At 36.6% G+C, this 26626-nt stretch carries 28 protein-coding genes; 10 read left to right on the forward strand and 18 right to left on the reverse strand.

Annotated elements, in window-relative coordinates; translation table 11 throughout:
* Window positions 1-98 precede the first annotated feature (98 nt).
* A complete protein-coding gene (locus ACY651_RS05505) occupies window positions 99-2126 on the reverse strand; it encodes a hypothetical protein (RefSeq protein WP_462250531.1) in 2028 nt (675 codons plus the stop codon).
* Window positions 2127-2240: 114 nt separating this feature from the next.
* On the opposite strand from ACY651_RS05505, the gene ACY651_RS05510 reads away from it, so the two are divergent.
* The 3 genes from ACY651_RS05510 to ACY651_RS05520 all read left to right on the forward strand — a co-directional run bounded on the left by ACY651_RS05510 (window position 2241) and on the right by ACY651_RS05520 (window position 3992).
* Complete coding sequence (locus ACY651_RS05510) at window positions 2241-2543, forward strand: ATP-dependent Clp protease adaptor ClpS (protein ID WP_462250533.1); 303 nt, start codon at window positions 2241-2243, stop codon at window positions 2541-2543.
* Window positions 2544-2781: 238 nt separating this feature from the next.
* On the forward strand, window positions 2782-3294 hold the full coding sequence (locus ACY651_RS05515) for a hypothetical protein (protein ID WP_462250535.1): 513 nt from the start codon (window positions 2782-2784) through the stop codon (window positions 3292-3294).
* A gap of 41 nt (window positions 3295-3335) precedes the next feature.
* The gene (locus ACY651_RS05520; protein ID WP_462250537.1) at window positions 3336-3992 is read left to right on the forward strand and encodes a class I SAM-dependent methyltransferase; all 657 of its coding nucleotides are present in this window, start codon (window positions 3336-3338) and stop codon (window positions 3990-3992) included.
* A 90-nt stretch (window positions 3993-4082) separates the two neighbouring features.
* Here ACY651_RS05520 and ACY651_RS05525 read toward each other — a convergent pair whose 3' ends face one another.
* On the reverse strand, window positions 4083-5537 hold the full coding sequence (locus ACY651_RS05525) for an AAA family ATPase (protein WP_462250539.1): 1455 nt from the start codon (window positions 5535-5537) through the stop codon (window positions 4083-4085).
* Window positions 5538-5781: 244 nt separating this feature from the next.
* Here ACY651_RS05525 and lpxB point away from each other — a divergent pair, with 244 nt between their 5' ends.
* Window positions 5782-6939, forward strand: coding sequence for a lipid-A-disaccharide synthase (gene lpxB / locus ACY651_RS05530; protein ID WP_462250541.1), 1158 nt, complete (start codon window positions 5782-5784; stop codon window positions 6937-6939).
* Here lpxB and ACY651_RS05535 read toward each other — a convergent pair.
* Window positions 6928-7089, reverse strand: a complete 162-nt coding sequence (locus ACY651_RS05535) for a DUF6728 family protein (protein WP_462250543.1) — start codon at window positions 7087-7089, stop codon at window positions 6928-6930. The two genes, lpxB and ACY651_RS05535, sit on opposite strands and share 12 nt — an antisense overlap.
* Window positions 7090-7213: 124 nt before the next feature.
* Here ACY651_RS05535 and msrB point away from each other — a divergent pair, with 124 nt between their 5' ends.
* The 5 genes from msrB (at window position 7214) to ACY651_RS05560 (ending at window position 11911) form a co-directional block, all read left to right on the forward strand.
* A complete protein-coding gene (msrB, locus tag ACY651_RS05540; protein WP_462250545.1) occupies window positions 7214-7672 on the forward strand; it encodes a peptide-methionine (R)-S-oxide reductase MsrB in 459 nt (152 codons plus the stop codon).
* Window positions 7673-7768: 96 nt separating this feature from the next.
* Complete coding sequence (locus ACY651_RS05545; protein ID WP_462250547.1) at window positions 7769-8512, forward strand: cytochrome b/b6 domain-containing protein; 744 nt, start codon at window positions 7769-7771, stop codon at window positions 8510-8512.
* A complete protein-coding gene (locus tag ACY651_RS05550; RefSeq protein ID WP_462250549.1) occupies window positions 8502-9257 on the forward strand; it encodes a molybdopterin-dependent oxidoreductase in 756 nt (251 codons plus the stop codon). The genes ACY651_RS05545 and ACY651_RS05550 overlap by 11 nt, the downstream gene beginning before the upstream one ends.
* A 296-nt stretch (window positions 9258-9553) precedes the next feature.
* Window positions 9554-10828, forward strand: a complete 1275-nt coding sequence (locus ACY651_RS05555; protein WP_462250551.1) for a PAS domain-containing sensor histidine kinase — start codon at window positions 9554-9556, stop codon at window positions 10826-10828.
* Window positions 10829-10852: 24 nt separating this feature from the next.
* Window positions 10853-11911 (forward strand): response regulator, encoded by a 1059-nt coding sequence (locus ACY651_RS05560; protein ID WP_462250553.1) that lies wholly within the window; start codon window positions 10853-10855, stop codon window positions 11909-11911.
* Window positions 11912-11918: 7 nt separating this feature from the next.
* On the opposite strand, the gene ACY651_RS05565 is transcribed toward ACY651_RS05560, so the two are convergent.
* The 8 genes from ACY651_RS05565 to ccoS form a co-directional block, all read right to left on the reverse strand.
* Entirely contained in the window at window positions 11919-12308 is a 390-nt protein-coding gene (locus ACY651_RS05565; RefSeq protein WP_462250555.1) for a hypothetical protein, read from the reverse strand.
* A gap of 108 nt (window positions 12309-12416) precedes the next feature.
* A complete protein-coding gene (locus ACY651_RS05570) occupies window positions 12417-13133 on the reverse strand; it encodes a sulfite exporter TauE/SafE family protein (protein WP_462250557.1) in 717 nt (238 codons plus the stop codon).
* Between the two features lie 5 nt (window positions 13134-13138).
* Window positions 13139-13567: a FixH family protein gene (locus ACY651_RS05575; RefSeq protein WP_462250559.1), complete on the reverse strand. Its 429-nt coding sequence runs from the start codon at window positions 13565-13567 to the stop codon at window positions 13139-13141.
* A gap of 75 nt (window positions 13568-13642) precedes the next feature.
* Window positions 13643-15124, reverse strand: coding sequence for a cytochrome c oxidase accessory protein CcoG (ccoG, locus tag ACY651_RS05580; protein WP_462250561.1), 1482 nt, complete (start codon window positions 15122-15124; stop codon window positions 13643-13645).
* Window positions 15125-15161: 37 nt separating this feature from the next.
* On the reverse strand, window positions 15162-16373 hold the full coding sequence (locus ACY651_RS05585) for a cbb3-type cytochrome c oxidase N-terminal domain-containing protein (RefSeq protein WP_462250563.1): 1212 nt from the start codon (window positions 16371-16373) through the stop codon (window positions 15162-15164).
* Between the two features lie 10 nt (window positions 16374-16383).
* Complete coding sequence (locus ACY651_RS05590; RefSeq protein WP_462250565.1) at window positions 16384-16518, reverse strand: hypothetical protein; 135 nt, start codon at window positions 16516-16518, stop codon at window positions 16384-16386.
* 60 nt (window positions 16519-16578) lie between these two features.
* Window positions 16579-18714: a cytochrome-c oxidase, cbb3-type subunit I gene (gene ccoN, locus ACY651_RS05595; protein WP_462250567.1), complete on the reverse strand. Its 2136-nt coding sequence runs from the start codon at window positions 18712-18714 to the stop codon at window positions 16579-16581.
* A gap of 3 nt (window positions 18715-18717) precedes the next feature.
* Window positions 18718-18906 carry a cbb3-type cytochrome oxidase assembly protein CcoS gene (gene ccoS / locus ACY651_RS05600; protein WP_462250569.1) on the reverse strand — a complete coding sequence of 63 codons (189 nt, stop codon included), beginning with the start codon at window positions 18904-18906 and terminating at the stop codon, window positions 18718-18720.
* 237 nt (window positions 18907-19143) lie between these two features.
* Here ccoS and ACY651_RS05605 point away from each other — a divergent pair, with 237 nt between their 5' ends.
* Window positions 19144-19719, forward strand: a complete 576-nt coding sequence (locus ACY651_RS05605) for a fasciclin domain-containing protein (RefSeq protein ID WP_462250571.1) — start codon at window positions 19144-19146, stop codon at window positions 19717-19719.
* Between the two features lie 59 nt (window positions 19720-19778).
* On the opposite strand, the gene ACY651_RS05610 is transcribed toward ACY651_RS05605, so the two are convergent.
* From ACY651_RS05610 to nosZ, 7 genes are all read right to left on the reverse strand, one after another.
* Window positions 19779-20177 (reverse strand): group III truncated hemoglobin, encoded by a 399-nt coding sequence (locus tag ACY651_RS05610; protein WP_462250573.1) that lies wholly within the window; start codon window positions 20175-20177, stop codon window positions 19779-19781.
* An 18-nt stretch (window positions 20178-20195) separates the two neighbouring features.
* A complete protein-coding gene (locus tag ACY651_RS05615; RefSeq protein WP_462250575.1) occupies window positions 20196-20621 on the reverse strand; it encodes a hemerythrin domain-containing protein in 426 nt (141 codons plus the stop codon).
* Between the two features lie 87 nt (window positions 20622-20708).
* Entirely contained in the window at window positions 20709-21476 is a 768-nt protein-coding gene (locus ACY651_RS05620) for an ABC transporter permease (RefSeq protein WP_462250577.1), read from the reverse strand.
* An 84-nt stretch (window positions 21477-21560) separates the two neighbouring features.
* Window positions 21561-22271: an ABC transporter ATP-binding protein gene (locus tag ACY651_RS05625; protein ID WP_462250579.1), complete on the reverse strand. Its 711-nt coding sequence runs from the start codon at window positions 22269-22271 to the stop codon at window positions 21561-21563.
* Window positions 22268-23503, reverse strand: a complete 1236-nt coding sequence (locus tag ACY651_RS05630; RefSeq protein ID WP_462250581.1) for a nitrous oxide reductase family maturation protein NosD — start codon at window positions 23501-23503, stop codon at window positions 22268-22270. The genes ACY651_RS05625 and ACY651_RS05630 overlap by 4 nt, the downstream gene beginning before the upstream one ends.
* Entirely contained in the window at window positions 23500-24525 is a 1026-nt protein-coding gene (locus ACY651_RS05635; protein WP_462250583.1) for a nitrous oxide reductase accessory protein NosL, read from the reverse strand. The genes ACY651_RS05630 and ACY651_RS05635 overlap by 4 nt, the downstream gene beginning before the upstream one ends.
* 73 nt (window positions 24526-24598) lie before the next feature.
* A complete protein-coding gene (nosZ, locus tag ACY651_RS05640; protein ID WP_462250585.1) occupies window positions 24599-26593 on the reverse strand; it encodes a Sec-dependent nitrous-oxide reductase in 1995 nt (664 codons plus the stop codon).
* Window positions 26594-26626 lie beyond the last annotated feature (33 nt).

A 26626-nucleotide genomic window follows, 5' to 3' on the forward strand; every position in this document is an offset into this window, starting at 1 on the left:
TTGTGGTTCCGCTTAGATAAAATTTCAATAAAGAACAACTGTACAAGAGTGCGACGCCACCGCAGCTCCACAAAGGCATAAAGCCCGTCCCAAAAAAATTATTTTAATTGATTTGCCGTACGCACCGCAGGTGCTTTTATAAAATCCCGGGGATATTTTTTAAAGTAGCGCCACATAATACCAATAAACTCGGGGTAATTTTTTAAATGGATGCCCCGGCTTTTTACGGCTACAAAAAATGCCAGGCTAAAGCTTACTGCAAAATTTAAAAAGCCAATGCTAAACACACCGGCAAGGGTGTACCACAGTTCTTTGGTGGATATACTGTTGTTCATACCAAAAAAGCCAATAGCAGTGTTGGCAGCAGAAATGGTAATGTGCCGGATATCGAAATGGATGCCAAAGATATAACCGAAAAAACCTGCCATACCCAAAAAGAAACCAAGGGCAATGTTACCCGTTAGTGCACCCAAATTATTTTCGATGTAATGGATAATTTTATAACGTCTTTTTTCGCTAAAAGTATTTTTAAAAGAAGACAGGCTGCGGAGGCGGTCGCCAACTTTGCCGTACACCACATAATTTTCTACATAGCCTGCAATTAAACCGCTGGCAAATAAAAAAAAGCCGGTAAAGCAGGCATACAATAATGCCAGGCTGTGAAAAGGCTGCTGATCTACCAGTAATTTATGTGCCGCTGCGCCTTCGGCAATTTTTGTTCCGGTAATTTCAAAAAATAAAAATGCCAGTAAATAGGTTAGCGGAAAAACCACCATTAAATTACCTGCAAAAGATGCCAGTTGGGTACGGCTTACTCTTGCAACCGTTATAGCAAGGTTGCGTAAGTCGGGCTGTTCGCCAATTTTTTCTACATCAAAAGAGCTGGCCACATTATTTGCCGTGTATGCCGGCTGCTTAGTAGCCAGTGTGCTGTTGGTATCCTGTATTAAAATAAACCCCAGCGAATAATTGGTACTGTATAAAAAGCCCTGCCAAAAAGGAGCCAGTTTCATTTTACCCAGCAGGTTTTTTATTATGCCAATAAAAGAAATAATTATACCGCCGCCTGCAGCACTCCAAAACATTTTCCAAAATTCTTTTCGGGTGGTGGTAATATATCTTTCGCCGGTGCGGCCGCCATGCTCTGCAATTTGGTACGCTAAATACCCGGTGTTTTCACTTAAAAATTCTCTTACCGAATTTTTTTTGTTCTCGTTATGCACTACAGTTTTAAAATAATCAGCAAAGCGTTCGGTGTTTAATGCGTTATCACTGTCCAGCACATCAATAATTATAAACAGGCGGTTAATTTGCTGCTGCAACCTGGTAAGTATATAAGTTTGTGCAAGGCTGGTACCATAAGTTTTACGTTGGTCCCTTATCCACTGAATGCTCTGGTTGCAATTGTGCAATGCCTCGGTAATATTACCCAGCAATATCCGCTGCGACTCTGCGTTACCGCCAGCCTGGTAAATTTTTAAATAGTCATTCACCAAACGGTTCTGTTCTAAAAAAGGATAAATAGCATCATCAATATTTTCGTAACGGTGCGTCATTTCTTTTTCTAAACCCAGCGTGGTAATGCGGTAACTTAATAACTGCAGCGATTGCTGTAATTGCTTTATCAGCGCCGGTTCGGTAAGATTAATTTGTATGCCCAGCATTTCAAAAAACTGTTTCCACAACTCCGGGTCCATACCTTCTACCCAAATATGATCGCTTTTTTTATAAAATATTTTATTGATAACGTATAAAAAATTATCGGGGCTTTGCAGTGCCGGTAATATTTTATGTTTTAGTTTACCCTGCAGCTCCTGCACAAAACCCCGGCTGCTTACAATACCACTTTCGGTAAGTGCGGTAACAATATTGGTTTTTAAAAACTGGGTGAGTAATGCTTTGCGTAAAGAAAATAAAGACATACGCTCCTGCCCTATCTGGTACATTACCGCTTTAAATTTTAATTCGGCTTCTTCAATTCTGCGGGGGTTATCGGGGCGTATTTTTTTTATCAGCTCCACCAAAAAATCTAAGCTGCGGTTGGCCGTATGCAAAGGCAATACAACGGCCTGCTTTTTTGCAGGTGGTTCGGTGCCTTCTTTTTTTCGCCTGGTGAGCCGCAGCATTGTATTTGGTAATTTTTTTGGTACAGTATTGTAACTGCATATTCAGACAATTATTGTGCCTTAAATGTTGCATTGCGCTGTTTTATAAAAAAATGATATTATTTTTGTGTTAGCATGGCTGCAGTAAAAACACATACCGAAATAAAAAGCTGGGAGTACACCGATGTATTAACCTCATCCGACGAAACCAGTTCGCTAATTGTTTGGAATGATGAAGTGAATACTTTTGAATGGGTGATAGAAACCCTGATGGCAGTTTGTGGCCATACCGAAGAGCAGGCCGAACAATGCAGCATGATCATCCACACCAAAGGCAAATACGCCGTAAAAGAAGGCAGCTACGAAATATTAAAACCCCAATGCGATGCCATTACCGAAAGAGGAATTAATGCAACGATTGAGGTGTTTGAGAAATAAAACCCCTATCCCCTGAAGGGGGAAATAAAGAAGATCATGTTTTCATTTTTTTGAGCCGGGCTTTATTAATTCTATTTGGCTGCGGTGGCGTCGCACTCTTCAACTTTTTATTCTTTACTGAATTTTTATTGCAGCGTAGATTGATTGTCTTTATTTATTACTGATAGTTTAAAACTATATTAATCAATTTTAAAGATAGTATAATGCTTCGTATATTTATATTCCAGCATTAATCTATATGCCATTACGTTCATCAACCATACTATTTTCAGTTATTATTTTATTTACAAGTTGTAAATCTCATCAACAAAATAATAAATTGATTGAAGGAGATCTGTACTACAGCTGGTTTCGAATTGGCAGTTTCTATAATCAGCCGGACAGTATTATTGAAAAAGTAAAGGTATATGCAGATACTGTTAATCGTAAACTGTTAGATTCAAATGATCTGAGGTTTTTAAAAATGTATGAAACGCTGAAAGCTCAAAATTTATTATACAGCCCATATATTGAGTTAAAGCTTGATGACGATTCTATTATTAAAGTTTATTTCACTAATAATGATTATCAAAAAATAAAGATTTATCGCAGGCAGGAATTGATTGATACAAAAAAGAAAATTAGAATAAAAGCAGAAGTAAAAGATTTAGGAACAGGGATGGCTTTAAGCACAAATCTTATTTCAATAAATAAGGTTAATGGTAAGACCTTACAAATTAACAAAAAATTCAAGATAGAAGATTACCAATAAAATAGTTCCTGATTCATAAAAAAATTCCAAACAATCTTCTCATGGACGAACAATCCCTTCAGCAACTTGCCGCTCAACTCCGCCAACCCACTGGTGAAGAAGGAATAAAAACCGGTGAGTGGATGAACCGTGGTAATGTACATATCAACTTAGATACACTTGCAATAGTAAATGCCACAGCAGCCGATAACATTTTAGAAATTGGTATGGGCAATGGGTTTTTTATAAACAAAATTTTGCAGCAGCATAACAGCATACAATACACCGGTGCCGATTTTTCGGATGTAATGATTGCCGAGGCGGAAAGAATAAATGACACATGGATAAAAAACGGGCAGGCAAAATTTGTTTTAACTAATGGTATTACACTTCCCTTTGCCGATGAAAGTTTCAATAAAATATTTACCATCAACACCATTTATTTTTGGGATGACAGCATTAAAATTCTTGATGAAATAAAAAGGGTGTTACAACACAAAGGAAAACTTATTATTACCCTGCGGCCAAAGCGGCAAATGATAAATTACCCTTTTACAAAATACGGTTTTAATATGTTTAGTAAACAGGATGCAACGCAATTGCTTGCACAAAATGGTTTTACCATTGCACAAGCCATAGAAAAACAGGAGCCCGATTTTGAATTAAATGGCAAAATGGTAACAATGGAAAGTGTAATTATTGAAGCGGTAAAAGTGTAATATTTTCAAACAATCAATATCAACTGTTAATTTTGCAGCAAAACATCCTGAGCCAAAACTCATAAAAAAACAGGGTTTTGGCTCAGGATGTTATCCTTCTTTTTGCAAAGGAACAAACAAATTATCTAAAGTGATTTGCTGGTCAATCAATCCAATACTGTGTTCGTTAGCCTGCAAACCCACACTGCTGATGAGGGTAATAAAAAGATGTTTACGGGTTTTGGTTTCCTGCTGAAAAATATATTTTTTTTGCTGCAGCGAAGCAGCATATTTTTTATCAATAGTAAACTGGTTTTCATAAAATTTTATTTCGCAAAGGTTAATGCAGTTATCACGCCTGCTGATTACTAAATCTATTTGTGCAGCACCTTTACTGCTGTTGCCACGGCTTTTCCAAATGGCGGTTTCGCTGTAAATACCAGTAATACCCAACACTTTTTTTATGGCAGGTATATGTTTCATGCATATACTTTCAAAAGCAAGTCCACTCCAGCTTTTCCAGGTGGGTGTATCGCTCAGGCGTACCCATATACCTTTACTGCCGCTGCGATTAGCTTCCATAAACTTTAAATAAAATAAAGAGTACTCGTCAGTTAATTTATAAATACTGTCTTTACTTTTTTTACCAACAGGTATATAAGGCGTAATAAACCCCGATGCCGCCAATTCTTCCAGCAAGGCTGTAGTGCTGCCGCCACTTTGCAATTTGCATACTTTAATAATTTCGTTGCGGCTAAGCCCCATGGGTTTTGCAGCCAGTGCCCGTATTACTTTAAAATGCCTGTCGGCACTATCGAATAAAGCTTTATATAAATCGGTAAACTCATTGTACAAAAAACCATTTTTAGTAAAGCAGGTTTTATCAATAATTTGTGCAGCACTTAAGCCGGGTGTTGCCTGCTCCAAATAATGCGGCACGCCACCAAATGCCATATACAATTGTGTAATTTGATAACGGTTTAATTGTACATTCCTGCTTTTTAAAAACAATTCTGTTTCATGTAAAGTAAAAGGCTGCAATGCAATTTTTTGTGTAATGCGGTTGTGCAGGCCGCCTTTATTTCGTACTACATTTTGTATCATCCAGCTGGCGGCTGAGCCGCAGAGTATAACAGCGAGATTATTTTGTTTACTGGCCCAGGTGTTCCAAAATTGTTCAAAGGCAGCCAAAAAATTTGATTTGGGTGTTTGCATCCACGGAAACTCATCTAAAAATAAAACTACTTTTTTGCGGCGTATTTTTTTTTGCAGCAACCGGGCTGTTAAATCAAATGCAGCAAACCAATCAGTTACTTCGGGCAGGGCAATATTATTATTCAATTGTTTGGCTACTGCTCTGCAGTAACCTCCTAACTGTACAGCAGTTTCTACGTTATGAATACCGGAATACTCCAGTGCAATATGTTTTTTTAAATAGGTGCGGATAAGGTAAGTTTTACCTATTCTGCGCCGGCCATATACCGCCGCTAAATCTGCTTTTTTATTGGCTATAATACTGTCCAGTAAAAGCTTTTCTTCTTCTCTGCCTATAATATTTACTTCCATTACTTACAATTATCTTAAGCCAAAAGTAAGTTTTTTTAACGGTTTTGGCTCAAGATTATACAATTATCTTGAGCCAAAACTACCTTTTTTTTATAGTTTTGGCTCAAGATAAAAATACTTGCTGCTTTAATAAAGGCAGTAGTTTAAATGCAGCTGCATGTAATACCAGGTAACCACGAAATCTTTTTTAAACAAAGTATATTTAAATAAACAATGCAGTAAATTGCACCGGTAATTATTATTTATGCAGTATTATATTATAGCAGGTGAGGCAAGTGGCGATTTACATGGCAGCAATCTTATTAAAGAGTTGCGTAAACTGGATGCTGCTGCAGGCATCCGTTGCTGGGGCGGAGATAAAATGGAAGCCGCAGGTGCCACATTGGTAAAGCATTACAGGGATCTGGCGTTTATGGGTTTTATAGAAGTGATAAAAAACCTGCGTACAATTTTTCGCAATATCGATTTTTGCAAAAAAGATATTCTGGCGCATAAACCTGATGTATTGATACTGATTGATTACCCCGGTTTTAATTTACGCATTGCAAAATGGGCAAAGCAGCAGGGCATAAAAATCATCTATTATATTTCGCCGCAGGTTTGGGCATGGAAAGAGAACAGGGTAAAAGGCATAAAAGAAAGCGTGGATAAAATGCTTGTCATCCTGCCTTTTGAAAAAGATTTTTATAAAAAATGGCATTACGAAGTGGAATATGTTGGGCACCCGCTGGTGGAAGTGATTGAGGAATTTGGGATTAGGAATTTGGAATTACCGGATCAAAATACTGCTACAACTTTCCCTAATTCCCAATTACAAATTTCTAATTCCGGCATTGTTGCACTTTTACCCGGCAGCCGCCAGCAGGAAATTTTAAAAAAACTGCCCATCATGCTGGAAGTGGCAAAACATTTTCCCAGTTATCAATTTGTTGTTGCCAAAGCACCGGGACTGGATGAAAATTTTTACACCGAATTACTGGTGCCGTACAGCAATGTATCTGCTGTAGTAAATAAAACTTACGATTTATTAGCACAATCAAAAGCGGCATTGGTAACAAGTGGTACCGCCACTTTAGAAACCGCTTTATTTGCAGTGCCCGAAGTAATTTGTTATAAGGGCAGCTCAATATCTTACCAAATTGCAAAGCGCCTGGTGAAAATAAAATATATTGGCTTAGTAAATTTAATAATGGATAAAGAAGTGGTGAAGGAATTAATACAGGACGATCTTACGGTGGAAAATCTTACAAAAGAATTGGATACCATATTAAACAGTAAAGAAAAACAGGAACAGCTTAAAAAAGATTACGCTGCTTTAAAAAATTTATTAAGCCAGGGTGGACATGCATCTGCCAACGCTGCTAAAAGTATTTACAATTTCCTTACTTCTTCAACGCAGTAATTTTATTGCCAGTATTATCATGGCCAGTAAAAAAAGTAAAAGAGAAAGCCGGTTAATGCCATGCATATATTTCATCCATTGCGTACGTGGCGCATTGGGATCTTTCTTTTTTAAATACAGGTATTCTGCAATCTGATTTAATATTCCCATTGGTGTAAAAGGTTTTTTCTTTATAAATTTATAGTTTAAATTTGTTAACACGAAAGTTTGTTAAAAGTTTAGCGCTGTTAAAACTAAAATTGTTCATCCTGCGTATCTATTTCAAATAAAATTTATGAAAAATATACTGGCGGCGGCACTCATATTATTGTCAGGCTGTTCATCTGCCCAAACAAAAACTTATGCCGTAAAAAAAACGGATGCTGAGTGGCGCAAACAATTAACTGCTGAGCAATACCAGGTTACCCGAAAAAAAGGTACAGAAGCAGCTTACACCGGTAAATACTGGGATAATCATAAAACAGGTATTTACAAATGCATTTGCTGCGATCAGGAATTATTTAGTTCTGCCACAAAATTTGACAGCGGCACAGGATGGCCAAGTTTTTGGCAACCCATATCAAAAGCTAATGTAGAAGATGTAACCGATAATAGCTTTGGTATGCAACGCACAGAAGTAAACTGCAATAGATGTGGCGCTCATTTAGGTCATGTTTTTGAAGACGGCCCAAAACCCACCGGCTTAAGGTATTGTATGAACTCGGCCAGTTTAGTATTTTATCCAAAGAAATAATTGAATTTTTAATTCTGGATTTGAAATTTTAAAATCTAATCCCTGTAAAAACTTAGTGAGTTAATTTAAAATTCGGAATTTCAAATACCAACTTTAATGGCCGAGAAAAAAATTATACAAAAACATCCGTTGGCCATACGATGGTTTCACTGGATAAATTTTCCGGTGCTGGGTGTAATGATCTGGAGCGGCATGTTAATTTACTGGGCCAATGATGTGTACCGTTTAGGCTGGGGTGATAAAACAATTTTAAAATTTTTTCCTGATTCTTTTAATAAAGCATTGAACATTCCTTTTCGCCTGGCCGAAGGAATGAATTTACATTTTGTTTTTATGTGGCTGTTTGCCATTAATGGCTTATTGTATGTTGTGTATTTATTATTTTCTAAACAGTATAAACTCATTTTTCCCAATAAAAAATCTTTAAGAGAAGCCTGGTTAGTTTTACTGCACGACCTGCACATAAAAAAAGGATTGCCTCCACAAAAAAAATATAATGCTGCACAACGTATTGCATATACCGGCGTAATTTTTATGGGGCTTGGTTCTTTATTAACCGGACTTGCTATTTTTAAACCAGTACAATTATATTGGTTGTGTACCGCATTAGGTGGTTACGAATGGGCAAGAGCAGAGCACTTTATTTTAACTATTTTATTTTGCCTTTTCTTTTTAGTGCATGTTGTACAGGTGATAATTGCCGGATGGAATAATTTTGCAGGAATGGTAAGAGGGTTTGAGACGAGGAAGTCCCCTCCGCCTCCGCTAGCTGGCGGAGAAACTCCTGAAGACTCCACTAAATTAGTAACCCTTCATCAAATTAATTCAAATGGACAATGATAATACACAAATAATTTCATCACAAAGAGTAAGAAATAAAACACTGATCTCTTTTTTATTTTTCTTTTTGTTTATTGCCTCCTGCATTGCTATATGGAAATGGATTTATAAACAACCTGCAGATAACGGTACACCCAAACCATTGCGAACTGTTTTAAATGCTAATGAAAAAATATTTTCTTCTGTTTTCAGCGATAATCATCTAACAAAAACCTATCCCCCTTCGGCCGCAGCGGTTAAAGTAAGAAAGAATGGCGATGAAGGTATGAGTGCCGACTTTGATGCTACCAAATGGAAATTACAGGTAGTTCGCAACGCAGGCGATACCGTTTTAATTTCTCTAGAAGAAATAAAAGCATTACCTAAAACCGAAATTATTTTTGATTTTAAATGCATTGAGGGCTGGAGCCAGGTTACGCATTGGGGCGGTGTAAAATTCAGCGACTTTGCTGCAAGGTATAATCTTAACAACCAAACACATCTTGGCTATGTGGGTATGAACACGCCTGATAAAAAATATTATGTAGGCATCGACAGTAAAAGTATTTTACATCCGCAAACAATTCTTTGCTACGAAATGAATGGCAAACCATTGCCTGCGAACCAGGGTTATCCATTACGGCTTATCATTCCTGTTAAATACGGCGTAAAACACCTTAAACGAATTGGTACTATCTTTTTCAGTAACGAAAGACCACCCGATTACTGGTACGAAAGAGGCTATGATTATTACGGAGGTTTGTAAAATTCATTGTTTCTATTTTTTATCTTCCTCTATCTGTTTGTATTGTTGTAATTTTAATATTACTAAATTATTGTGGTGCCACAGCGCTATGTAGCTATCTACCCCAATATTTTTGTTTAATAACTAATAATAATACCAATTAGACATTGAAAGAATACTGTCTCCGCCACAGGCGGATGTCAAAGGCGGGATGAATATCGCACCGGTTTCGACGGGCTCAACCTGACAGCTTTTTAACCGGATAGATTCAATATCTAATTGGTTTAATACTTTGCCGGCATGCTTAAAAATAAAAAGTGGAAAAATATAACAAATTAATATCTACTTCAGCACATAATCTTTTAAAAGAAAAAGAAAAATTTGAAGCCCTGTTTCAATATGCATCAATGGGCATATTGGTTATTGATGCCAGGGGTGAAATTATACTTGCTAATAATTTTTTACTGTTGCAGTTTGGATATGAAACGCCTGACGATATAATTGGTAAACCAGTTGAAACGTTGATTCCACAACGGTATCATCATAAACATACCCAGCACCTGGCCCATTACAGTAAAAAACCTGAACGCAGGCCAATGGGTATTGGTAAAGATTTGTTTGGAGTAAAAAAAGATGGTACAGAAATACCTGTAGAAATAAGTTTAAGCCATTACACTGCTGATGATGGAAATTTTGCCATCGCATTTATTAGTGATATAACCAAACGAAAGGAAATTGAAAATGCTGTTATTCAGCAAAAAGAGCAGCTGGCAGATATTAATTTAAAGATAGAAGAACTGAATAATGACCTTGAACAAAAAGTAGAATTACGCACAGAGCAGTTACAGGAAACGTTATTACAATTACAAAATTCAAAAGAAGAACTGACCAAAGCATTAAGCAAGGAAAAAGAATTGAGCGATTTAAAAAGCCGTTTTGTTTCAATGGCTTCGCATGAATTCAGAACACCATTAAGCACTATACTTTCCTCTGCATCTTTAGTGGCAAAATATACCGAAACTGCTCAGCAGGAAAACAGGGATAAACATATTAACCGTATAAAAACATCTGTGAGCAATCTTACCGATTTGCTCAATGAATTTTTATCTATAGGCAAAATAGAAGATGGAAAAATTATTGCACACTATTCTCATTTTAATATTAAAGAATTACTGGAAACTGTTTGTGCAGAAATGCGAAATCTGGTAAAAAGCGGTCAGCGGATCAATTATACACATCATGGCAACGAAGTGGTTGACCTGGATCCTTCCCTATTGAGGAACATAATTCTTAACCTGTTGTCTAACGCAATAAAATTTACTTTAGAGAATGGAACAATTACAATAACAACCACTGCTAATGATCAGGAAATTATTATTTCAGTAAGAGACAGCGGATTGGGAATTTCGAAAGAAGACCAGGAGCATTTATTTGAACGCTTTTTCAGAGGCACTAATGCTGCTAATATACAAGGCACCGGTTTAGGGCTTCACATTGTAAGTAAGTATATCGAATTAATGGATGGACAGATTTCTTATAACAGTGAATTGGAAAAGGGAACAGAATTTATTATTAAATTTACTTCATCATAATTTTGTAAACGAAATATTTTTTTTATGAACCATTTACTGCTTATTGAAGATAATGACGAACTGAGAGAAAATACAGCAGAGATATTGCAGTTGGCAGGCTACACTGTTGCTACTGCCGAAAATGGAAAACGAGGTATTGAAATTGCCCTTCAAAAAAAAGCTGACCTGATCATTTGCGATGTAATGATGCCGGTGCTGGATGGCTATGGTGTATTGCACCTGATTAATAAAAATCCGGAATTAACAGGCATACCTTTTATTTTTTTAACCGCTAAAGCAGAACGCAGCGATTTTAGAAAAGGAATGGAAATGGGTGCAGATGATTATATAACCAAACCTTTTAGCGATATAGAATTATTGAATGCAATTGAAAACCGCCTGCGTAAAGCGCAATTATTAAAAAAAGAATACCAAGCCAATACAGACGGTATACAACAAATGCTTAATGAGTTTGGCGGAAAGAATGCCCTGCAGCACCTTACCGAAAGTGGCAACGTAAACCATTATAAAAAGAAACAACTTATTTATACCGAAGGAAATCATCCTGTACGATTGTTTTACATTGAAAAAGGTAAAGTAAAAACTTTTAAAACCAATGATGATGGAAAAGAATTAACCGTGGGACTTTTTAACGAAGGCGATTTTTTGGGCTATACTGCCCTGCTAGAAGAATCGGCTTACAAAGAAAATGCAGAAGCCATTGAAGATGCCGAGATTACCGTAATATCAAAGGAAGATTTTGAAAAACTGATGCATTCCAATAGCGGTGTACAGAAAAAATTTATACAGCTGCTGGCAAAAAACGTTTCTGAAAAGGAAGAACAGTTATTAGGCATTGCTTATAATTCTTTAAGAAAAAGAGTGGCTGATGCGCTGATTACTTTACAGAAAAAATACAAAAAAGAAGGCGACGCTGTTTTTTCAATGCATATTTCCCGTGAAGATCTGGCCAATATTGCAGGTACTGCTACTGAGTCGCTAATACGTACACTCAGTGATTTTAAAAGTGAAAAACTTATAGAGATTAAAGATGGTAATATTTCTATTGTAAACGAGAAAAAATTAGTTGCCCTTTTAAATTAAAAGCTTGTTATAATACTGAAACCAGGTATTTATTGAATTCATTTTTTAACTGGGCAAAGTTTTTTTCTAAATACTCCATTTCGTTGCGTAATTTATTATGCTTTGCCTCTGCCTTTATATCTGGTACAATTTTCAACGCAACCGTACTTTCTTTTACTGATCTTTCCATTTCATTAATATCGTGTTTTAATTCATCGATAAAATCATCTTTTATTATAAATTGGTTTTGAAATTGTTCCGCCAGGGCAAGAAACTCCTTGTCAATTTTACGGTCTAATACCTGCGACAAACGGGTCTTTAAAAACGCATTCTCCTGTTTAAAAAAATCAAGCATCCTCTCCCAGGTAAGATGTTCGTGGTGATACTGATCTAACTTAGATATGTAACTATTGGTCATTTAACTAACAATAAATGGTTTGTATTCAATTTTAATAATCATAAATAAAATAAAAATACTTTTATTTATCTCAGTTTTTACAAATCGCCGTCATACCATTCACTGAATTTAATCAGGTATTGTACAACAACGCAGTACTTCTTTTTTCTCAACATTAACTTTAGGGCTTATATACGGAATGCCCAAACCCATACCCCTTAAAATAAGCAAGCAGGCCATCAACATCATCATATAAGGATACGCTTTGCGAATTTTCTGCCTGATACCAATGCTTACATAATTGCCAAAAAAAGCAATACTCCACATCATAGGCAGTGTGCCTAACCCAAAAAATGCCATAAAAAAAATACTGTGCACTATATCACCGGTGGCCACAGCACCGGCTGCTGCCATATACACTAAACCGCATGGCAACAGGCCATTTAATAATCCTATTGAAAATAAAGAAGCGTAATTTTTTTTCAAAAAAAGTTGCCCTAAAGAAGCCCGTAATTTTTCCAGAAACTGAAGTACAATATTATTTTTTTTAAATAAAGCAATGCGTTTGGGCAGGATAATAAAAAAAATAATGAGTATCCCTAACAGTATAGATAACCACTGCTGGTAACCAAACAATGCCACGCTTTTACCAATGGCGCCAAACACTAAACCAAATACGGAGTAAGTAACAATGCGGCCTGCATTGTATAATAAAGAGCCCGAAAACTTACTCCAAAAACTATCACTGTTTAATGGCAGCGATAAGGCTAATGGCCCACACATACCCACGCAGTGAAAGCTGCCCAGCAATCCCATTGTAAATGCAACAAGTATTAATTGTACCATAACTGTTAATCAATAAATATTTTCTTTTCAAAATAATAAGTAATACCATTTGCCTGGCAGTTGATGTGTAATTCAAACTGACCCTTATTACTAGTTGGTATTGTCAAGGCTTCATCCAGTAACAAAAAATTTTGTGTTATATCTTTTTGTGCATCAGAAGGGCAATATAAATTTACTATACCAGTTATTTTTTTTCCTAAAAAATCTTTGGGGAAATATATTGCAATCTCCTTATCTTTTACTTGATAACGGATTTCTTCTGACAAAGCACTCACACGATTGGCTTCGTCAATTTTTTCCTGGTACTTTAATTCTTTGGCATAATAATCAGTAGTTACCAAATCCATTTTTTGGGTTGATGATTTAAAAACCATAAATAAAATGCCAGCTATAAATATGCCGTAAACAAAAAGTATTTTATACCCCCAGTTCATAATAAAATATTTAAATTTAAAAATCTAGCCTTCAACAAACTCTGGCTAACAACCAGCATGTTTGCCTATTATTTTTTAGTTATAAATTTCCGGACCAATAAATTTAGCCGTAATAGTTTTTATTTTTTTTCCATCCTGATACATCCCAATTTGCAATTCAGTTTTCCAGCTTTTAACATCGTTACGGTTTAGTTTTACAAAAAACTGCAGTTGAGCATAAGCTTCTTTTTTTACTGTTAAACTGCTGCTGCCCACATATTGAATTTCGCCTTTAAAATTTTCCGGCTTTAATGTAAATGGAATATTTTTATGTGTTTTATTGGTAAGCTTTAAATTGTACAGGTTACTTATCCTACCGTCAGGTAATGTGGTAAAAGTCATACCTGCAGTACGCATTAATCTTGCATCTAAATCTGTACGGCTAACTAAAAGAAAAACTAATAGCGACAATAACAAAGTAAGGACCGCTGTATAAGCTTTTATCCTTGGTGTAAATTTTAATTTCACTTTTTCAAGAATACTATTCTCTGATGCATAGCGAATTAAACCTTTAGATTTTTCAATGCTGGTCATAATTGCATCACAGGCATCAATACAGGCCGTGCAGTTTACGCATTCTAATTGTGTTCCGTTCCTGATATCAATACCTGTTGGGCAAACACGTACACAGGCAAAGCAGTCAATGCAATCACCCTTCGGAACAATAGCTTCAAACTTAGCTGCAATACTTTTACAGGCTCCTTCCTCTTTGCAATCTGTACATTTACAATCGTGATCATTTGCTTTTTTTAATTTACCCCTAGGCTCGCCACGCTGGTAATCATAAGCTACAACAATTGAATTTTTATCGAGTAACACACCCTGCAACCTGCCGTAAGGGCAAACCACAATGCATGCCTGCTCCCTGAACCACCAATACACAAAGAAAAAAACAGTGGTAAAAATTAGTAAAGAAATGAGTGTAGCAATGTGTGCCGAAGGATTTTGTAAATATCCCAGCAACTCATCCATACTAATAAGATAAGCCAAAAAAAAATTAGCTATAATAAAAGAGAGGCTAAAGAATATTATAAACTTTATACCCCGTTTTTTAATTTTCTCCGCATTCCATGGCATTGTTTTTAATTGCTTTTGCCTGGTTGAATCGCCATCGATCCAGTATTCAATTTTTCGAAAAACCATTTCCATAAAAATGGTTTGCGGGCAGGCCCAGCCGCAAAATATCCTGCCAAAAACTACAGTAAATAAAATAACAAAAACTACAAACGTAAGCATTGCAATCCCGAAAATAAAAAAATCCTGCGGCCAAAAAATTAATCCAAAAATGATGAACTTCCTTTCCAGTATATTCAGCATTAATAATGGTGCATCATTTACTTTTATAAAAGGAAGTGTAAAAAAAATAATTAAATAAAAAATACTGAACCGTGTTCTTAAATTATATAATTTGCCTTTTGGTTTTTTGGGATTAATGAAATTTCTGCCCCCCTCCTTGGTAATGGTGGCAACAGTATCCCTGAAACTTCCTTTTTTATCCTGTACAATAGTTTCTTCCATAATTATATTTGCTGCATTTACTACTGCTGCTTAATTATTATTGCTTTGCAGAATCTTTTACAATTACCCCTGTTGCATTTTTCGGTAAAGCTGCACCGGTTTTAACTGTTGCTGCCGAATCTGCTGCCACTGATTCTGTATACATTTCTCCCTGTGGTAATTTGGCGTTGGGTACTTTTGTACCACGTATAGATTTTATATAACTGGCCAGCTGGCTTATTTCTTTAGGATTAAACTTAGAGTTCCACGCCTGCATACCCTTATCAGGATAACCGTTTTTTATGGTAGTATAAATATCATTTAATGAGCCTTTGTGTATCCAATATTCGTCAACTAAATTAGGACCCACACTTACCGGCTCCTGACTACCTGCGCCGCTTTTAGTGTGGCATGCCACACAATTAGCCTCAAACAATTGCAGCCCGATGGCTATCCCTGCTGCATCGGCCATGGGCACTTTGCTTTCATCGACCTTATCTTTATTTTTTGATTCAAATATTTCAATTTCTTTTTTTGCACTTTGCATTTCTGCCACATATTCTTCAGTTGGGTTTTTACCGGTACCCAATACATGAAAATTTAAAAGATACACACATGCAATTACAATGGTTATTATAAAACCATACTTCCACCAGGGCGGTAAAGCGTTATCCAACTCCTGTATGCCATCATAATTATGATCCAGCATTACATCTGCTTCCTTCTCCACAGGTACGGCTTTGGTAAATATTTTTTTATCAATATTTACCCACCAATTTTTTAACAGAGAAATCTTTCCTGGTACCATTTCTTTTTGAGGCAACAATTCGGCATACACTCTTCTAATAGAAAATACCAAAAATAAAATAGCAATAACTTCTACAGCAATAACCACAACAAACATGTAAAAATTTGTTGCAGACAATCCTCCAAAATTAGGCAAAACCTTTACTGCATCGGTTGCTACATCGCCAGTGGCAAAACATGCCGGTGAAATAAACAATAATGCAACCATAATTAAAGCAGCTGCAGTTTTGTTTTCTTTTTTATTTTTATCAAGCATTTGTCTGCTTAATACCAGCAGTACCTGGCCTAATCCATAAATTACAAAAGCCAGCACCACCGTCATTATTATTAACAGAATGGCAAGTTGGTTGTAACCTGCAGTTGCTGTTGCAGCTGCTTTATCCTGTGCCATAGCTACAGTTAATAGCAATAAAAAAATGGCAGTCAGTGCAAACTTTTTCTGTATTAAATTAATATACTTCATACTGATTAATTTATTTGGTGGCGTTATTAACTTCTTCTTCATCAAAAGGAAGATTAGATAATTGGGTTACTCTTTCCTTGCCCATTTTTTTTACCAGCACTAAAAGCACAATAAAAAAAATCAAGAAAATAAACAATGATATCATGGGATATATATTGGCATTGTTGATTGTTTCAGCGTACTGTTTTATGAATTTAAACATTGCTTATTTATTTGTAGTAGCGGTTTTATTTTTACTGATATCTGTTCCTAATCTTTGCATATAAGCGATCAATGCAATCACTTCCCTGTTGGCTGGTACCTGTATGCCTTCAATTTTTAAATTGATACGGATACCATTTGCCTGTGCTTTTAAATCGCTGATGGCCTGATACTCGTACCCTTTTGGATACGGCACACCCAATGTTTGCATGGCTTTTATTTTTGCTATCGTTGTTGAAGTATCCAACACATTATCAATCATAAATGCATAAGGAGGCATTACAGAACCCTCACTCATAGACGAAGGCTCACGAAAATGCCGGAAGTGCCAGCCGTCTGATTTTTTTAAATTACCCACACCTTCTCTTGCCAAATCGGGACCGGTTCGTTTACTTCCCCATTGAAAAGGGTGATCGTAAATAAATTCTCCCGCTTTTGAATATTCTCCATAGCGTTCTGTTTCGCTCCGGAATGGCCGTATCATTTGAGAGTGGCAGGTGTAGCATCCTTCTCTTACATAAATATCTCTTCCTTCAAGCTCTAATGGTGTGTAGGGCTTTACACTGCTGATGGTAGGTACATTTTCTTTTATTAAAAATGTGGGTACCAACTCTATAATGCCTCCAATTAATATTACTACTAAACTTAAAAGCATTAGCTGCACAGGTTTCCTTTCTACCCAACGGTGCCAGTGTTCGCCTTTGTGTGCGGTGTAATCTTTTTGTAATGGCGCTGCTTCTGCTTCTTCGTTGGCAACCAATTTGCCCGACTTTACTGTTTTGTAAAGATTATATACCATAAATAAAACACCACTCAAATACAACAAACCTCCTAATGAGCGCATGGCATAGAATGGTTTCATATAAGTAACTGTTTCTAAAAATGTATATTTTAACTGTCCGGCTTCAGTAAATTGTTTCCACATTAAACTTTGCTGTATGCCGGCCCAGTACATGGGTATAGCATAAAATAAAATACCCAGTGTGGCTAACCAAAAATGATAGCTGGCTAATTTTTTTGAATACAAAGTGGTTTTAAAAATTCGTGGAATTATCCAGTACAGCACACCAAAAGTTAGCATACCATTCCAGCCCAAAGCACCCACGTGTACATGCGCTACAATCCAATCGGTATAATGTGCAATGGCACTTACACTTTTTAAAGAAAGCATCGGCCCTTCAAAAGTTGCCATACCATACGCAGTAACAGCCACTACCATAAATTTTAAAATCACATCATCCCGTACCCTGTCCCATGCGCCACGCAATGTTAGTAAACCATTTATCATGCCGCCCCAACTGGGGAAAATGAGCATCAAAGAAAATACAATACCCAGCGATTGCGCCCAATTAGGTAATGCAGTATATAATAAATGATGTGGCCCTGCCCAGATGTATAAAAATATTAACGACCAAAAGTGAATGATGGAAAGCCGGTAGGAATAAACAGGTCGGTTAGCCGCTTTTGGTAAAAAGTAATACATCAATCCCAAATAAGGTGTGGTTAAAAAGAAAGCCACCGCATTATGGCCGTACCACCATTGCACTAACGCATCCTGCACACCAGAATACCAACTGTAACTTTTAAGCCAGGTATAAGGCAATTCGCCTGAGCGTACTAAATGCAAAACTGCAACCGTAACAAATGTGGCAATGTAAAACCAGATGGCTACGTACAAATGTTTTTCTCTTCTTTTAATAATGGTGGCAAACATATTCCAGCCAAACACCACCCAAATAACCGTGATAGCCAAATCTATCGGCCAAATCAATTCAGCATATTCGGCACCTTGTGTAAGGCCAATAGGAAGTGTAATTGCAGCCGCAACAATAATAAACTGCCACCCCCAAAAATGTATATTGCTCAGTTTATCACTAAACATTCTTGCTTTGCACAAACGCTGTAAAGAATAATAAACACCCATAAAAATACCATTACCCACAAATGCAAAAATTACTGCGTTGGTATGCAAAGGCCTCAGCCTGCCAAAGGATCCATACTGCGTAATATTCATGGCAGGAAAAACTAATTGCAAAGCTACCCAAAGGCCAACCAGCATTCCTACAGCACCCCACAGTACAGTGGCATAAGCAAAGTTTTTAACGATCTTATTATCGTAGTAAAATTTTTCTACCTGCATATTTTATTTTTTGAGTTTTATTGAGTCGCTGTTTGTTGGTGAAGAGATGGATTTTGTATCATCAAAAAGCATACGCACCGAAGGCGTGTAATCGTCGTCGTACTGGCCAGATTGTACGCTCCACAAAAAGGCTGCTAAAAAACATATTGCTACCAGTATGCTTACGCCAATAAGAATGAATAATACACTCAAGGATTTTATTTTTTGTTGAATTCAAAATTAGCAGGAGTAACCATTTGCACTGCTGACGATAATCAAGCTTAAATGTGATCCTAATCAGGTTTTATTTGATACATTTTTGATGAACCCAAAAGAACTGCTTCTTTTATTAAGGTTAAACTTGTTATTTTATAATTGTGATTGCAATCATATTTAAAAAAATAACTGCAAACTATATTTAGGGCATTATTTAAACCTAAAAAAGATGATATGAAAAGAACAATAAAAACTATCGCTGCAATTACTTCGCTTAGTTTTTTCCTGGCCTGTAATAATGCCGGTACAACTGAAACTTCTACTTCTGCAACTTCAACTGAAAATACTGCAGCAGGTGCCGGGCAATCGGCCGTGCAGGATGATCAGTCGGCTAAAAACGTAGTACAGGTTGCAATAGGAAGTAAAGATCATACTACTTTAGTGGCTGCAGTAAAAGCGGCCGATCTTGTGAATGCATTAAGTAATGCCGGACCGTTTACAGTTTTTGCACCCACTAATGCTGCTTTTGAAAAATTACCGGCTGGTACAGTGGATGGTTTATTAAAGCCAGAGAAAAAAGATGACCTAACCGACATATTACAATACCATGTTTCTGTTGGGGTATTTAAAGAAGATATGCTGCAGGACGGGCAAAGCATTGGCCAGGTAAATGGCGGCAACATCACCATTAGTAAAAAAGATGGCAAGCTGATGATAAATGGTGTGGCAAATGTTATTGCTACCGTGCCAGCATCAAATGGTATTGTTTATGTAATAGATGCTGTGCTGTTACAACCTGCTGTAAAATAAATGCGGTATATTTTTTAACCAATGATAAAAGTGGCAATAAGTATTGCTGCTTTATTTGTTTAATATATTTTATCGGCTGATGAATATTCTGAAATAATTTTTACCTGCATAACAGTAGCAATACTTAACGCTCTTTGTTTTGCAAGGGATGCTGTTTTACCTTTAAACAATTCATCTACCGTGGTATTAAAAAGGTGTAACCATTGTTTAAAATGTTCGGCAGATAGTGGTGCAATTTTGTGCAGGTTTTTGTGTATTTCCATTGGGCTCCCTTCGTAAGTGCCGGTATAAAACAGAGCATTTTCCCAAAAATGATACATTACCGGCAAATGTTTATCCCAGTTCACTTTCACAACATCGGTAAAAAAAAATCCTATTGTCTTATCGGCTTTAACTTTATTGTAAAAACTATTTACCAGCAGTTGAATATCCTGTATGGTTTCTATATCTTTTTTCATACTGCTGGTTTTTGGTTTTTACAACACCAGCGTATTTAAAATTTCGGCAGGGCAGTGTTGTTGAATTAAAGGAAATAAAATTCTTTCTTCTTTTCGGATATGGTTTTCCAATGCAGTGCCCAGTACATCGAGTGTTACAGAAAGATTATCTGCTTTGTCAAGAGATAAAAAAATGGTTTTTAAATACTGGTGTTCGTTTATTATTTCTTCGGTTAATTTTTTTATTTCTTTGTTATAGGTTTTCACTTTCTGCAGCATGTTTTCTTCCTGCAAAAAATGTTTTTGTAAATGAGTAGTAAAAAAATTAACTGCATAGGCCGCTTTTTCATTGGGTTGAGTGGGCAGGTTTTTATAAACGGGTGCATCATGTTTTAACAGCTGCGCCAGTATTAAAGCTTCGTGATGATCTCTTGAAAGTGGGGCCAGTGCTTCGTGTCGTTTCATTTGTTTGTATTTATAATTATGCGTAACTTTTAAAATGCTTACATCCATTTAAATTGATAATACCGTTTGTATTAGATAAGTGTATAATTACAGGTCTTTACGGTTAAATTTTCTCAGCGATAACCAGGTGGGCAATACTACCCACATTATTAAAACAAAAAAAGACAACAGTACACCAGTTTGAGTACCAAAAAAGTTTTTAAAAATGGCACCGGTATATCCCATCAGTGCCGATATATCCATTTTTAATAAAATTAAAATACGGCTTAAATCAATCGGGTTTAGTACACTTACACCCACCATGGCTTTTTCTAAAGGATAATCCGAAAATTGAAATAATAAAAACAACACCAATCCGTCAAACAATAAAGAAAAATATAACCACAACAAAATAGTAACACCAATGCCTTTTGCTTTATCCCTGGTAATTACAGCAGCCAGCATGGCAATGGCCACAAAAATTACCGAGAGTAATAAACCTGTGCCCAACATCATCAATCCTGTAGCAGTGGGCTGGTATAATAAAATAGGAACACCGGCGCCAACAAAAAATGCTAATGCCAAAGAACTGGCTAAGCCGGCAAACACACTTAACCAAATGGTATTTCTTTTTAGCGGCTGGCTGACCATCAACTCTAAAAATTCGGCACTGTTGTACACATAAATGGCCGAAAATAAAATGCTTACCAGCGGCACAATTATTAAAATAATATTGAGTAAACTTAATAAGCCTTTGGCCGTATTATCTTCTACATTAAAAACAGTTAAAGAAATTAATAAAAGAAAAAAAGTATAGGCCAGCATAATTTTATTACGCAGTATATCAATGATCACATACTTGATAATTTTTTTCATCCGTATATTTTATGAGCCGTTCCAAACCTTACGATGTAGGCTTCAGGCAACTTTTATAATTTTATTTTACTCACCTTCATCTCATCATTGCATTTTCAACATTACTCCAGCAATTGCCTTCGATAATTTTTCCTGCCCGGTATCGGCTCGTAAATCTCCAATACTTTTATGAAATATCAATTTACCTTCCTGCATATAAATAACTTGCGTTACCAATTCATCCAGCTCACTTAAAATATGAGAGGTGATCAACACCAGTTTGCCTTTCTTTTTTTGGCTGATGATTTTTTCCTTTAAAATTTCGGCAGCCACAGGGTCAAGCCCCGCCGTAGGTTCATCCAGTATCAACACATCGGGGTTAAATAAAAATGCAAGTGCCGCACTTACCTTTTGCCGGGTACCGCCCGATAATGTTCTCATTCTTTTATGCAGTAATTCGTTTAATTTAAATTGCTGCACCAGCTCTTCATCCAGCTCCATATTTTTTTGCCGGCGAATATCTTTCATCATATCCAGCATTTGCCCAATCGTCATATTATCGGGGTAGCGGCCAATTTGCGGCATATAACCAATATGGGCACGGTATTGCCAGTCGTGTAAAATATTTTTTCCATTAAAAGTTATAAAGCCGCTGTTGCAAACCACCATACCCAAAATACTTTTTATTAAAGTGGTTTTGCCACTGCCGTTTGGGCCAATCAGGGCAATGCATTCGCCTTTGTTGCAGGTTACCGAAACATTATCTAATGCCTGCAGTTTGCCAAATTTTTTTGAAACATTACTTGCAATGATCATAACGGTAAAGCTTTCATTAAAGGAAAATCATCTTTTAAATTTTCTGGTGTTAGCGTGGGTAAAATTTTTTCTGTTTTATCTAACAGCGTTGTCATAAAACTTCTGAACAACATCATGGCCGGTGGATTTTGTTCTATTATCATGGAGTACATACTTACCGGCCTGTAAGGGATATCGCCAATTTTATCTTTGTTTAAATCATACCCGTCGTATTTATCCCAGTAGTTATTGTTGAACGTATTCAATACCAAACTACCATTGGTACCTACATCAAATGTATTGCTGATAAAATTATTATTGGTTAAAACAATATCCATACAGCTTGCCTGAATCTTTAATGCCCAACCATTATTTTCAAAAACATTTTTTTGCATGCTGATGCGGCTGGCGCCTTCCATATGTATACCCGCAGTATTTTTTGTAAAGCGGTTATTATCGATATAGCTGTCGGCAATTTCTTTTAACAGTAAACCATATGCGGCATCGCCCCAGTTCTCTTCAAAAAAATTATTGAACATTTTTACATGGTGAGAAAACATTACTGCCACGCCAGCCCCATTATTGGTAAAAATATTGGTGATATAGGCATCATTGTTACTAAACATAAAATGCAGGCCATAACGCATGTTATTAATTGAGGTGTTGCGCCATACGATGGAGTGGGTTACAAACTCAAAATAAATTCCATCCCTGTGCCCGCTGATGGTATTGGCAATAATACGCAGGCTGTCGGCCTTCCAGCAATGTATGCCATTACCGCTTTGCTGCTCCTGTTTACTAAATGCCGTGATAGCATTTTTTTCGATACTGCAATTGATAGCGTTTTGTGCATAAATCCCAAAGAAAGTATTTTCTAAAATATTATTTTTTATCACCACATCCCTGCAGTTATAAATTTTTATGCCTGCATAATCCTCAATACTTGATACACCCGAATTAATAATTTTAAATCCTGATATTACCACCCCATTTGCTTTTACAGAAATGATCTCGTATTTATTATCGCCATCCAGCACGGGATTATTGAAGCCAATTAAAAAAATTGTTTTACTGATTATAATATTTTTTTCGTGATACACACCAGGCTGCACTAAAATAGTATCGCCATTAACTGCAATAACTAATGCCTGCTGAATGGTTGTAATGGCTTTATCTTTTGCAACAACAATTGTTTTTGCATTTGCAAAAAAATAAAACTGCAATAAGATCAATATAGAAATATATTTTTTCACTGTGGTACCAGTTGTGCCCAATCTATAGTATTGCCGGGATAGCGTTGTTGCATTTTTATTAAACTGTCTCTGTTATCAAACGCAGCAATATTACCATTCATAGGGCTTTTTAAAATATCGCTTTTTAACAATAACGTTTGTTTTACATTGATGAGTTGATGGTTACTGCAAAAATCGGTAAGATAAATATCTTTTACTTTGGCAGGTGCTACTTCATTTGTTTTTAAAAAAGATACTACACAATGCACATCATCAAACTTGTACACTTTACCTTTTGCCGTTACCACTTCTGCACCAAACCGTTCATCGCTGATGGTCATTTTACAGAAGTAACAATTATCGGTACCAATTGCTATTTGCTGCGGCCCTGTATTGCAGGAGGCAAAACCGAATAGTAAAAAAAACGCAGCTGCAGCAGTTGATAATTTATTTACCGGAATTGATTTGCTGTTTTTTTTCCAGGCCATTACCGTACAAAATACCAATAGCATTCCCACGCTTAAAAAAATCCAGCCACCAATATGAGGTATGGAGTAAGCGCCAAAATTTAATAATTGTTTAAAGCCAATTAATGGTGGCTGATATGCCATGCCGGGTACAATGATGGCAGCATTGGGATCTAAATTGTGGCCATAGTTATATTCCCAACGCCAAAAATCGTACATGGCTAAAATGCCAAAGACAACAAATAAAAAGCACAGTGCATACAACATTTTTTTTCGGTTGGTAACAGCAACAGCAATAAAAGCCGCTGCAAAAAAACCTATGATATATGGCAACACTGTAAACTCCATAAAATCTTCGGTATGCAAGGTCTTCATGCCAATGTAATGGTTTAATCCATTTATAATATCCACATTACCTGCCAGTTTATTTGGATATATTAACAACATTAATCCTTCGGGATATTGCGGTGCCTGCAAATCTATTTTCCACATGGGCACAAATAACACCACCACTAATGCTGCTCCGCAAAGTATCAACAGTAATCTTACCCAATTTTGTAAATGTGAAGTTTGCATTGTACTTAATTATTGCGCTAATTTTAAAAAGGAGCAGACATAATAACCTGCTCCTTTTTTATTTTACCAAAACTTATTTTTTATTTGCCGTATCTGCCTTAGGATAATTTTTACCCGTAGAAAATAATAATGGAACATTACTTCCTGCTGGCGACACTCTTATATAACCAGACATTTCCTGGTGCAATGCACTGCAAAAATCAGTACAATACATCGGGAACATGCCTACTCTGTCCGGATTCCATTTTAATGTTTGAGTTTCGCCGGGCATAATTAATAACTCTGCGTTGGCGGCACCTTTAATGGCAAAGCCATGCGGCACATCCCAATCCTGTTCCAGGTTAGTAACGTGAAAATAAACTTCGTCGCCCATTTTTACACCTTCAATATTATCGGGTGTAAGGTGAGATCGTATAGCGGTCATATACACATGAACTTTGTTGCCTTCACGTACTACTTTCGTTTGTCCTTCGCCATTAGAAAAATAGGGGTTTTTATTATCCTCCATTTTAAAAAACTTCACTGATTTGTTTTTTATTAAATCTGCAGGCACAATTTGTGCATAGTGTGGTTCGCCAATGGTGGGATAATCTAAGATCAATTGCATTTTATCGCCACTGATATCATACAGCTGTGCACTTTGCGAAAGCTCGGGCCCTGTTGGTAAAAACCGATCCTTTGTAATTTTATTATACGCTACTAAATATTTTCCGTTGGGTGTTTTAGTATCGCCGCCTGCAACAGTTAAATGGCCAACAGAATAATAAGTAGGCGCCCTGTCTAAAACTTTTAAATCTTTAATACTCCACTTTACAATTTCCGAAGAAACAAACATAGAAGTATAAGCATTGCCTTTGTTATCAAACTCGGTATGCAGAGGGCCAAGGCCCGGTTTTTTTACTTCGCCGTATAAAACACTTTCGTATTTAATAATGGGTATGCCATCAAACTCGCCAATATAATCTTTTGCAGCAATGGCTTTTTGTAATTTATCAAAACTAAAAACCGGAATTAATGCGGCTAATTTTCCGCTGCCTACAATATATTCGCCGGTTGGGCTAACATCGCAACCATGCGGCGATTTGGGGCAAGGGAAAAAGTAACACAGGTCTTTAAAATCTTTTACATCTAAAACTGTTACTTCGGTTTTTATAGTTGATGTTGCCGAATGGGTAACATCGCTGTAAACATTGTGTGCATATTTTACAGATTGTTTTCTGCCTTTACCTGCTTTAATATATTCTTCAGCCTTCTTCCAGTTTACGGCCATAATAAAATCTTTATCTTTTTGCGAAGCATTTACTTCCAGCAAGGTATTGGCTTGCTCTGTATTATAAGTAGAAAAGAAAAACCAGCCATGCGACACACCTTTACCGGCACGGCTTAAATCAAAATTAACTCCGGGGCATTGCAGTTGAAAAGCAATATCCATTGTGCCATCATCTTTTGATACACTTATAAAACTTATGGTGCCTTTAAAGTTTTGTTTGTAAGTGCTGATAGGTACATCGCCATTGGCATCATCGGGTGGTACACTGAAACGGGTACCCGCTACTACGTATTCTGTATTTTCAGTTATAAAAGGAGAAGAGTGGTTGCCACCACTGTTGGGTAACTCAATGATCTCTGCGGTACGAAAAGTTTTTAAATCAATACGTGCCACACGTGGTGTGTTGTTAGCATTACCAAAAACCCATCTGCCGTCATACTCGCCATTTGTTTTTGAAACCTGTACGTGGTGCAGATCGTCCCATGGTACCATACCATGAGAAGTGTTGAGCATGGGTTTGGTTTCTTCGCTGTAGCCCCAGCCTTTTTCCGGGTCAACCGAAAAAACAGGAATTACCCTGAGTAAACGTCCCGTTGGTAATCCGTACACACTCATTTGGCCGCTAAAGCCTCCTGATACAAAATTGTAAAACTCATCGTACTTGCCCGGTGCAACATAAGTTTTTGCAGCCGCATCGGAGCTTACAGCATTACCGGCATTTTTCGGTTTACAGGAACTAACGCCCAACAGTAAACTAACACCTGCAAGTATTACTGTTATACCTTTCTTGTTTATCATTTTAAATTGATTTAAATACTTACCTTTTATTTT

This window comes from Ferruginibacter sp. (assembly GCF_031391665.1).
In the GTDB taxonomy this organism is placed as follows: Bacteria; Bacteroidota; Bacteroidia; order Chitinophagales; family Chitinophagaceae; genus Ferruginibacter.

Coding starts and splice junctions, on each gene's coding strand:
- ACY651_RS05505 (WP_462250531.1), bottom strand. CDS start 2,126: ATGCTGCGGCTCACCAGGCGAAAAAAAGAAGGCACCGAACCACCTGCA.
- ACY651_RS05510 (WP_462250533.1), top strand. CDS start 2,241: ATGGCTGCAGTAAAAACACATACCGAAATAAAAAGCTGGGAGTACACC.
- ACY651_RS05515 (WP_462250535.1), top strand. CDS start 2,782: ATGCCATTACGTTCATCAACCATACTATTTTCAGTTATTATTTTATTT.
- ACY651_RS05520 (WP_462250537.1), top strand. CDS start 3,336: ATGGACGAACAATCCCTTCAGCAACTTGCCGCTCAACTCCGCCAACCC.
- ACY651_RS05525 (WP_462250539.1), bottom strand. CDS start 5,537: ATGGAAGTAAATATTATAGGCAGAGAAGAAGAAAAGCTTTTACTGGAC.
- lpxB (WP_462250541.1), top strand. CDS start 5,782: ATGCAGTATTATATTATAGCAGGTGAGGCAAGTGGCGATTTACATGGC.
- ACY651_RS05535 (WP_462250543.1), bottom strand. CDS start 7,089: ATGGGAATATTAAATCAGATTGCAGAATACCTGTATTTAAAAAAGAAA.
- msrB (WP_462250545.1), top strand. CDS start 7,214: ATGAAAAATATACTGGCGGCGGCACTCATATTATTGTCAGGCTGTTCA.
- ACY651_RS05545 (WP_462250547.1), top strand. CDS start 7,769: ATGGCCGAGAAAAAAATTATACAAAAACATCCGTTGGCCATACGATGG.
- ACY651_RS05550 (WP_462250549.1), top strand. CDS start 8,502: ATGGACAATGATAATACACAAATAATTTCATCACAAAGAGTAAGAAAT.
- ACY651_RS05560 (WP_462250553.1), top strand. CDS start 10,853: ATGAACCATTTACTGCTTATTGAAGATAATGACGAACTGAGAGAAAAT.
- ACY651_RS05565 (WP_462250555.1), bottom strand. CDS start 12,308: ATGACCAATAGTTACATATCTAAGTTAGATCAGTATCACCACGAACAT.
- ACY651_RS05570 (WP_462250557.1), bottom strand. CDS start 13,133: ATGGTACAATTAATACTTGTTGCATTTACAATGGGATTGCTGGGCAGC.
- ACY651_RS05575 (WP_462250559.1), bottom strand. CDS start 13,567: ATGAACTGGGGGTATAAAATACTTTTTGTTTACGGCATATTTATAGCT.
- ccoG (WP_462250561.1), bottom strand. CDS start 15,124: ATGGAAGAAACTATTGTACAGGATAAAAAAGGAAGTTTCAGGGATACT.
- ACY651_RS05585 (WP_462250563.1), bottom strand. CDS start 16,373: ATGAAGTATATTAATTTAATACAGAAAAAGTTTGCACTGACTGCCATT.
- ACY651_RS05590 (WP_462250565.1), bottom strand. CDS start 16,518: ATGATATCATTGTTTATTTTCTTGATTTTTTTTATTGTGCTTTTAGTG.
- ccoN (WP_462250567.1), bottom strand. CDS start 18,714: ATGCAGGTAGAAAAATTTTACTACGATAATAAGATCGTTAAAAACTTT.
- ACY651_RS05605 (WP_462250571.1), top strand. CDS start 19,144: ATGAAAAGAACAATAAAAACTATCGCTGCAATTACTTCGCTTAGTTTT.
- ACY651_RS05610 (WP_462250573.1), bottom strand. CDS start 20,177: ATGAAAAAAGATATAGAAACCATACAGGATATTCAACTGCTGGTAAAT.
- ACY651_RS05615 (WP_462250575.1), bottom strand. CDS start 20,621: ATGAAACGACACGAAGCACTGGCCCCACTTTCAAGAGATCATCACGAA.
- ACY651_RS05620 (WP_462250577.1), bottom strand. CDS start 21,476: ATGAAAAAAATTATCAAGTATGTGATCATTGATATACTGCGTAATAAA.
- ACY651_RS05625 (WP_462250579.1), bottom strand. CDS start 22,271: ATGATCATTGCAAGTAATGTTTCAAAAAAATTTGGCAAACTGCAGGCA.
- ACY651_RS05635 (WP_462250583.1), bottom strand. CDS start 24,525: ATGCAAACTTCACATTTACAAAATTGGGTAAGATTACTGTTGATACTT.
- nosZ (WP_462250585.1), bottom strand. CDS start 26,593: ATGATAAACAAGAAAGGTATAACAGTAATACTTGCAGGTGTTAGTTTA.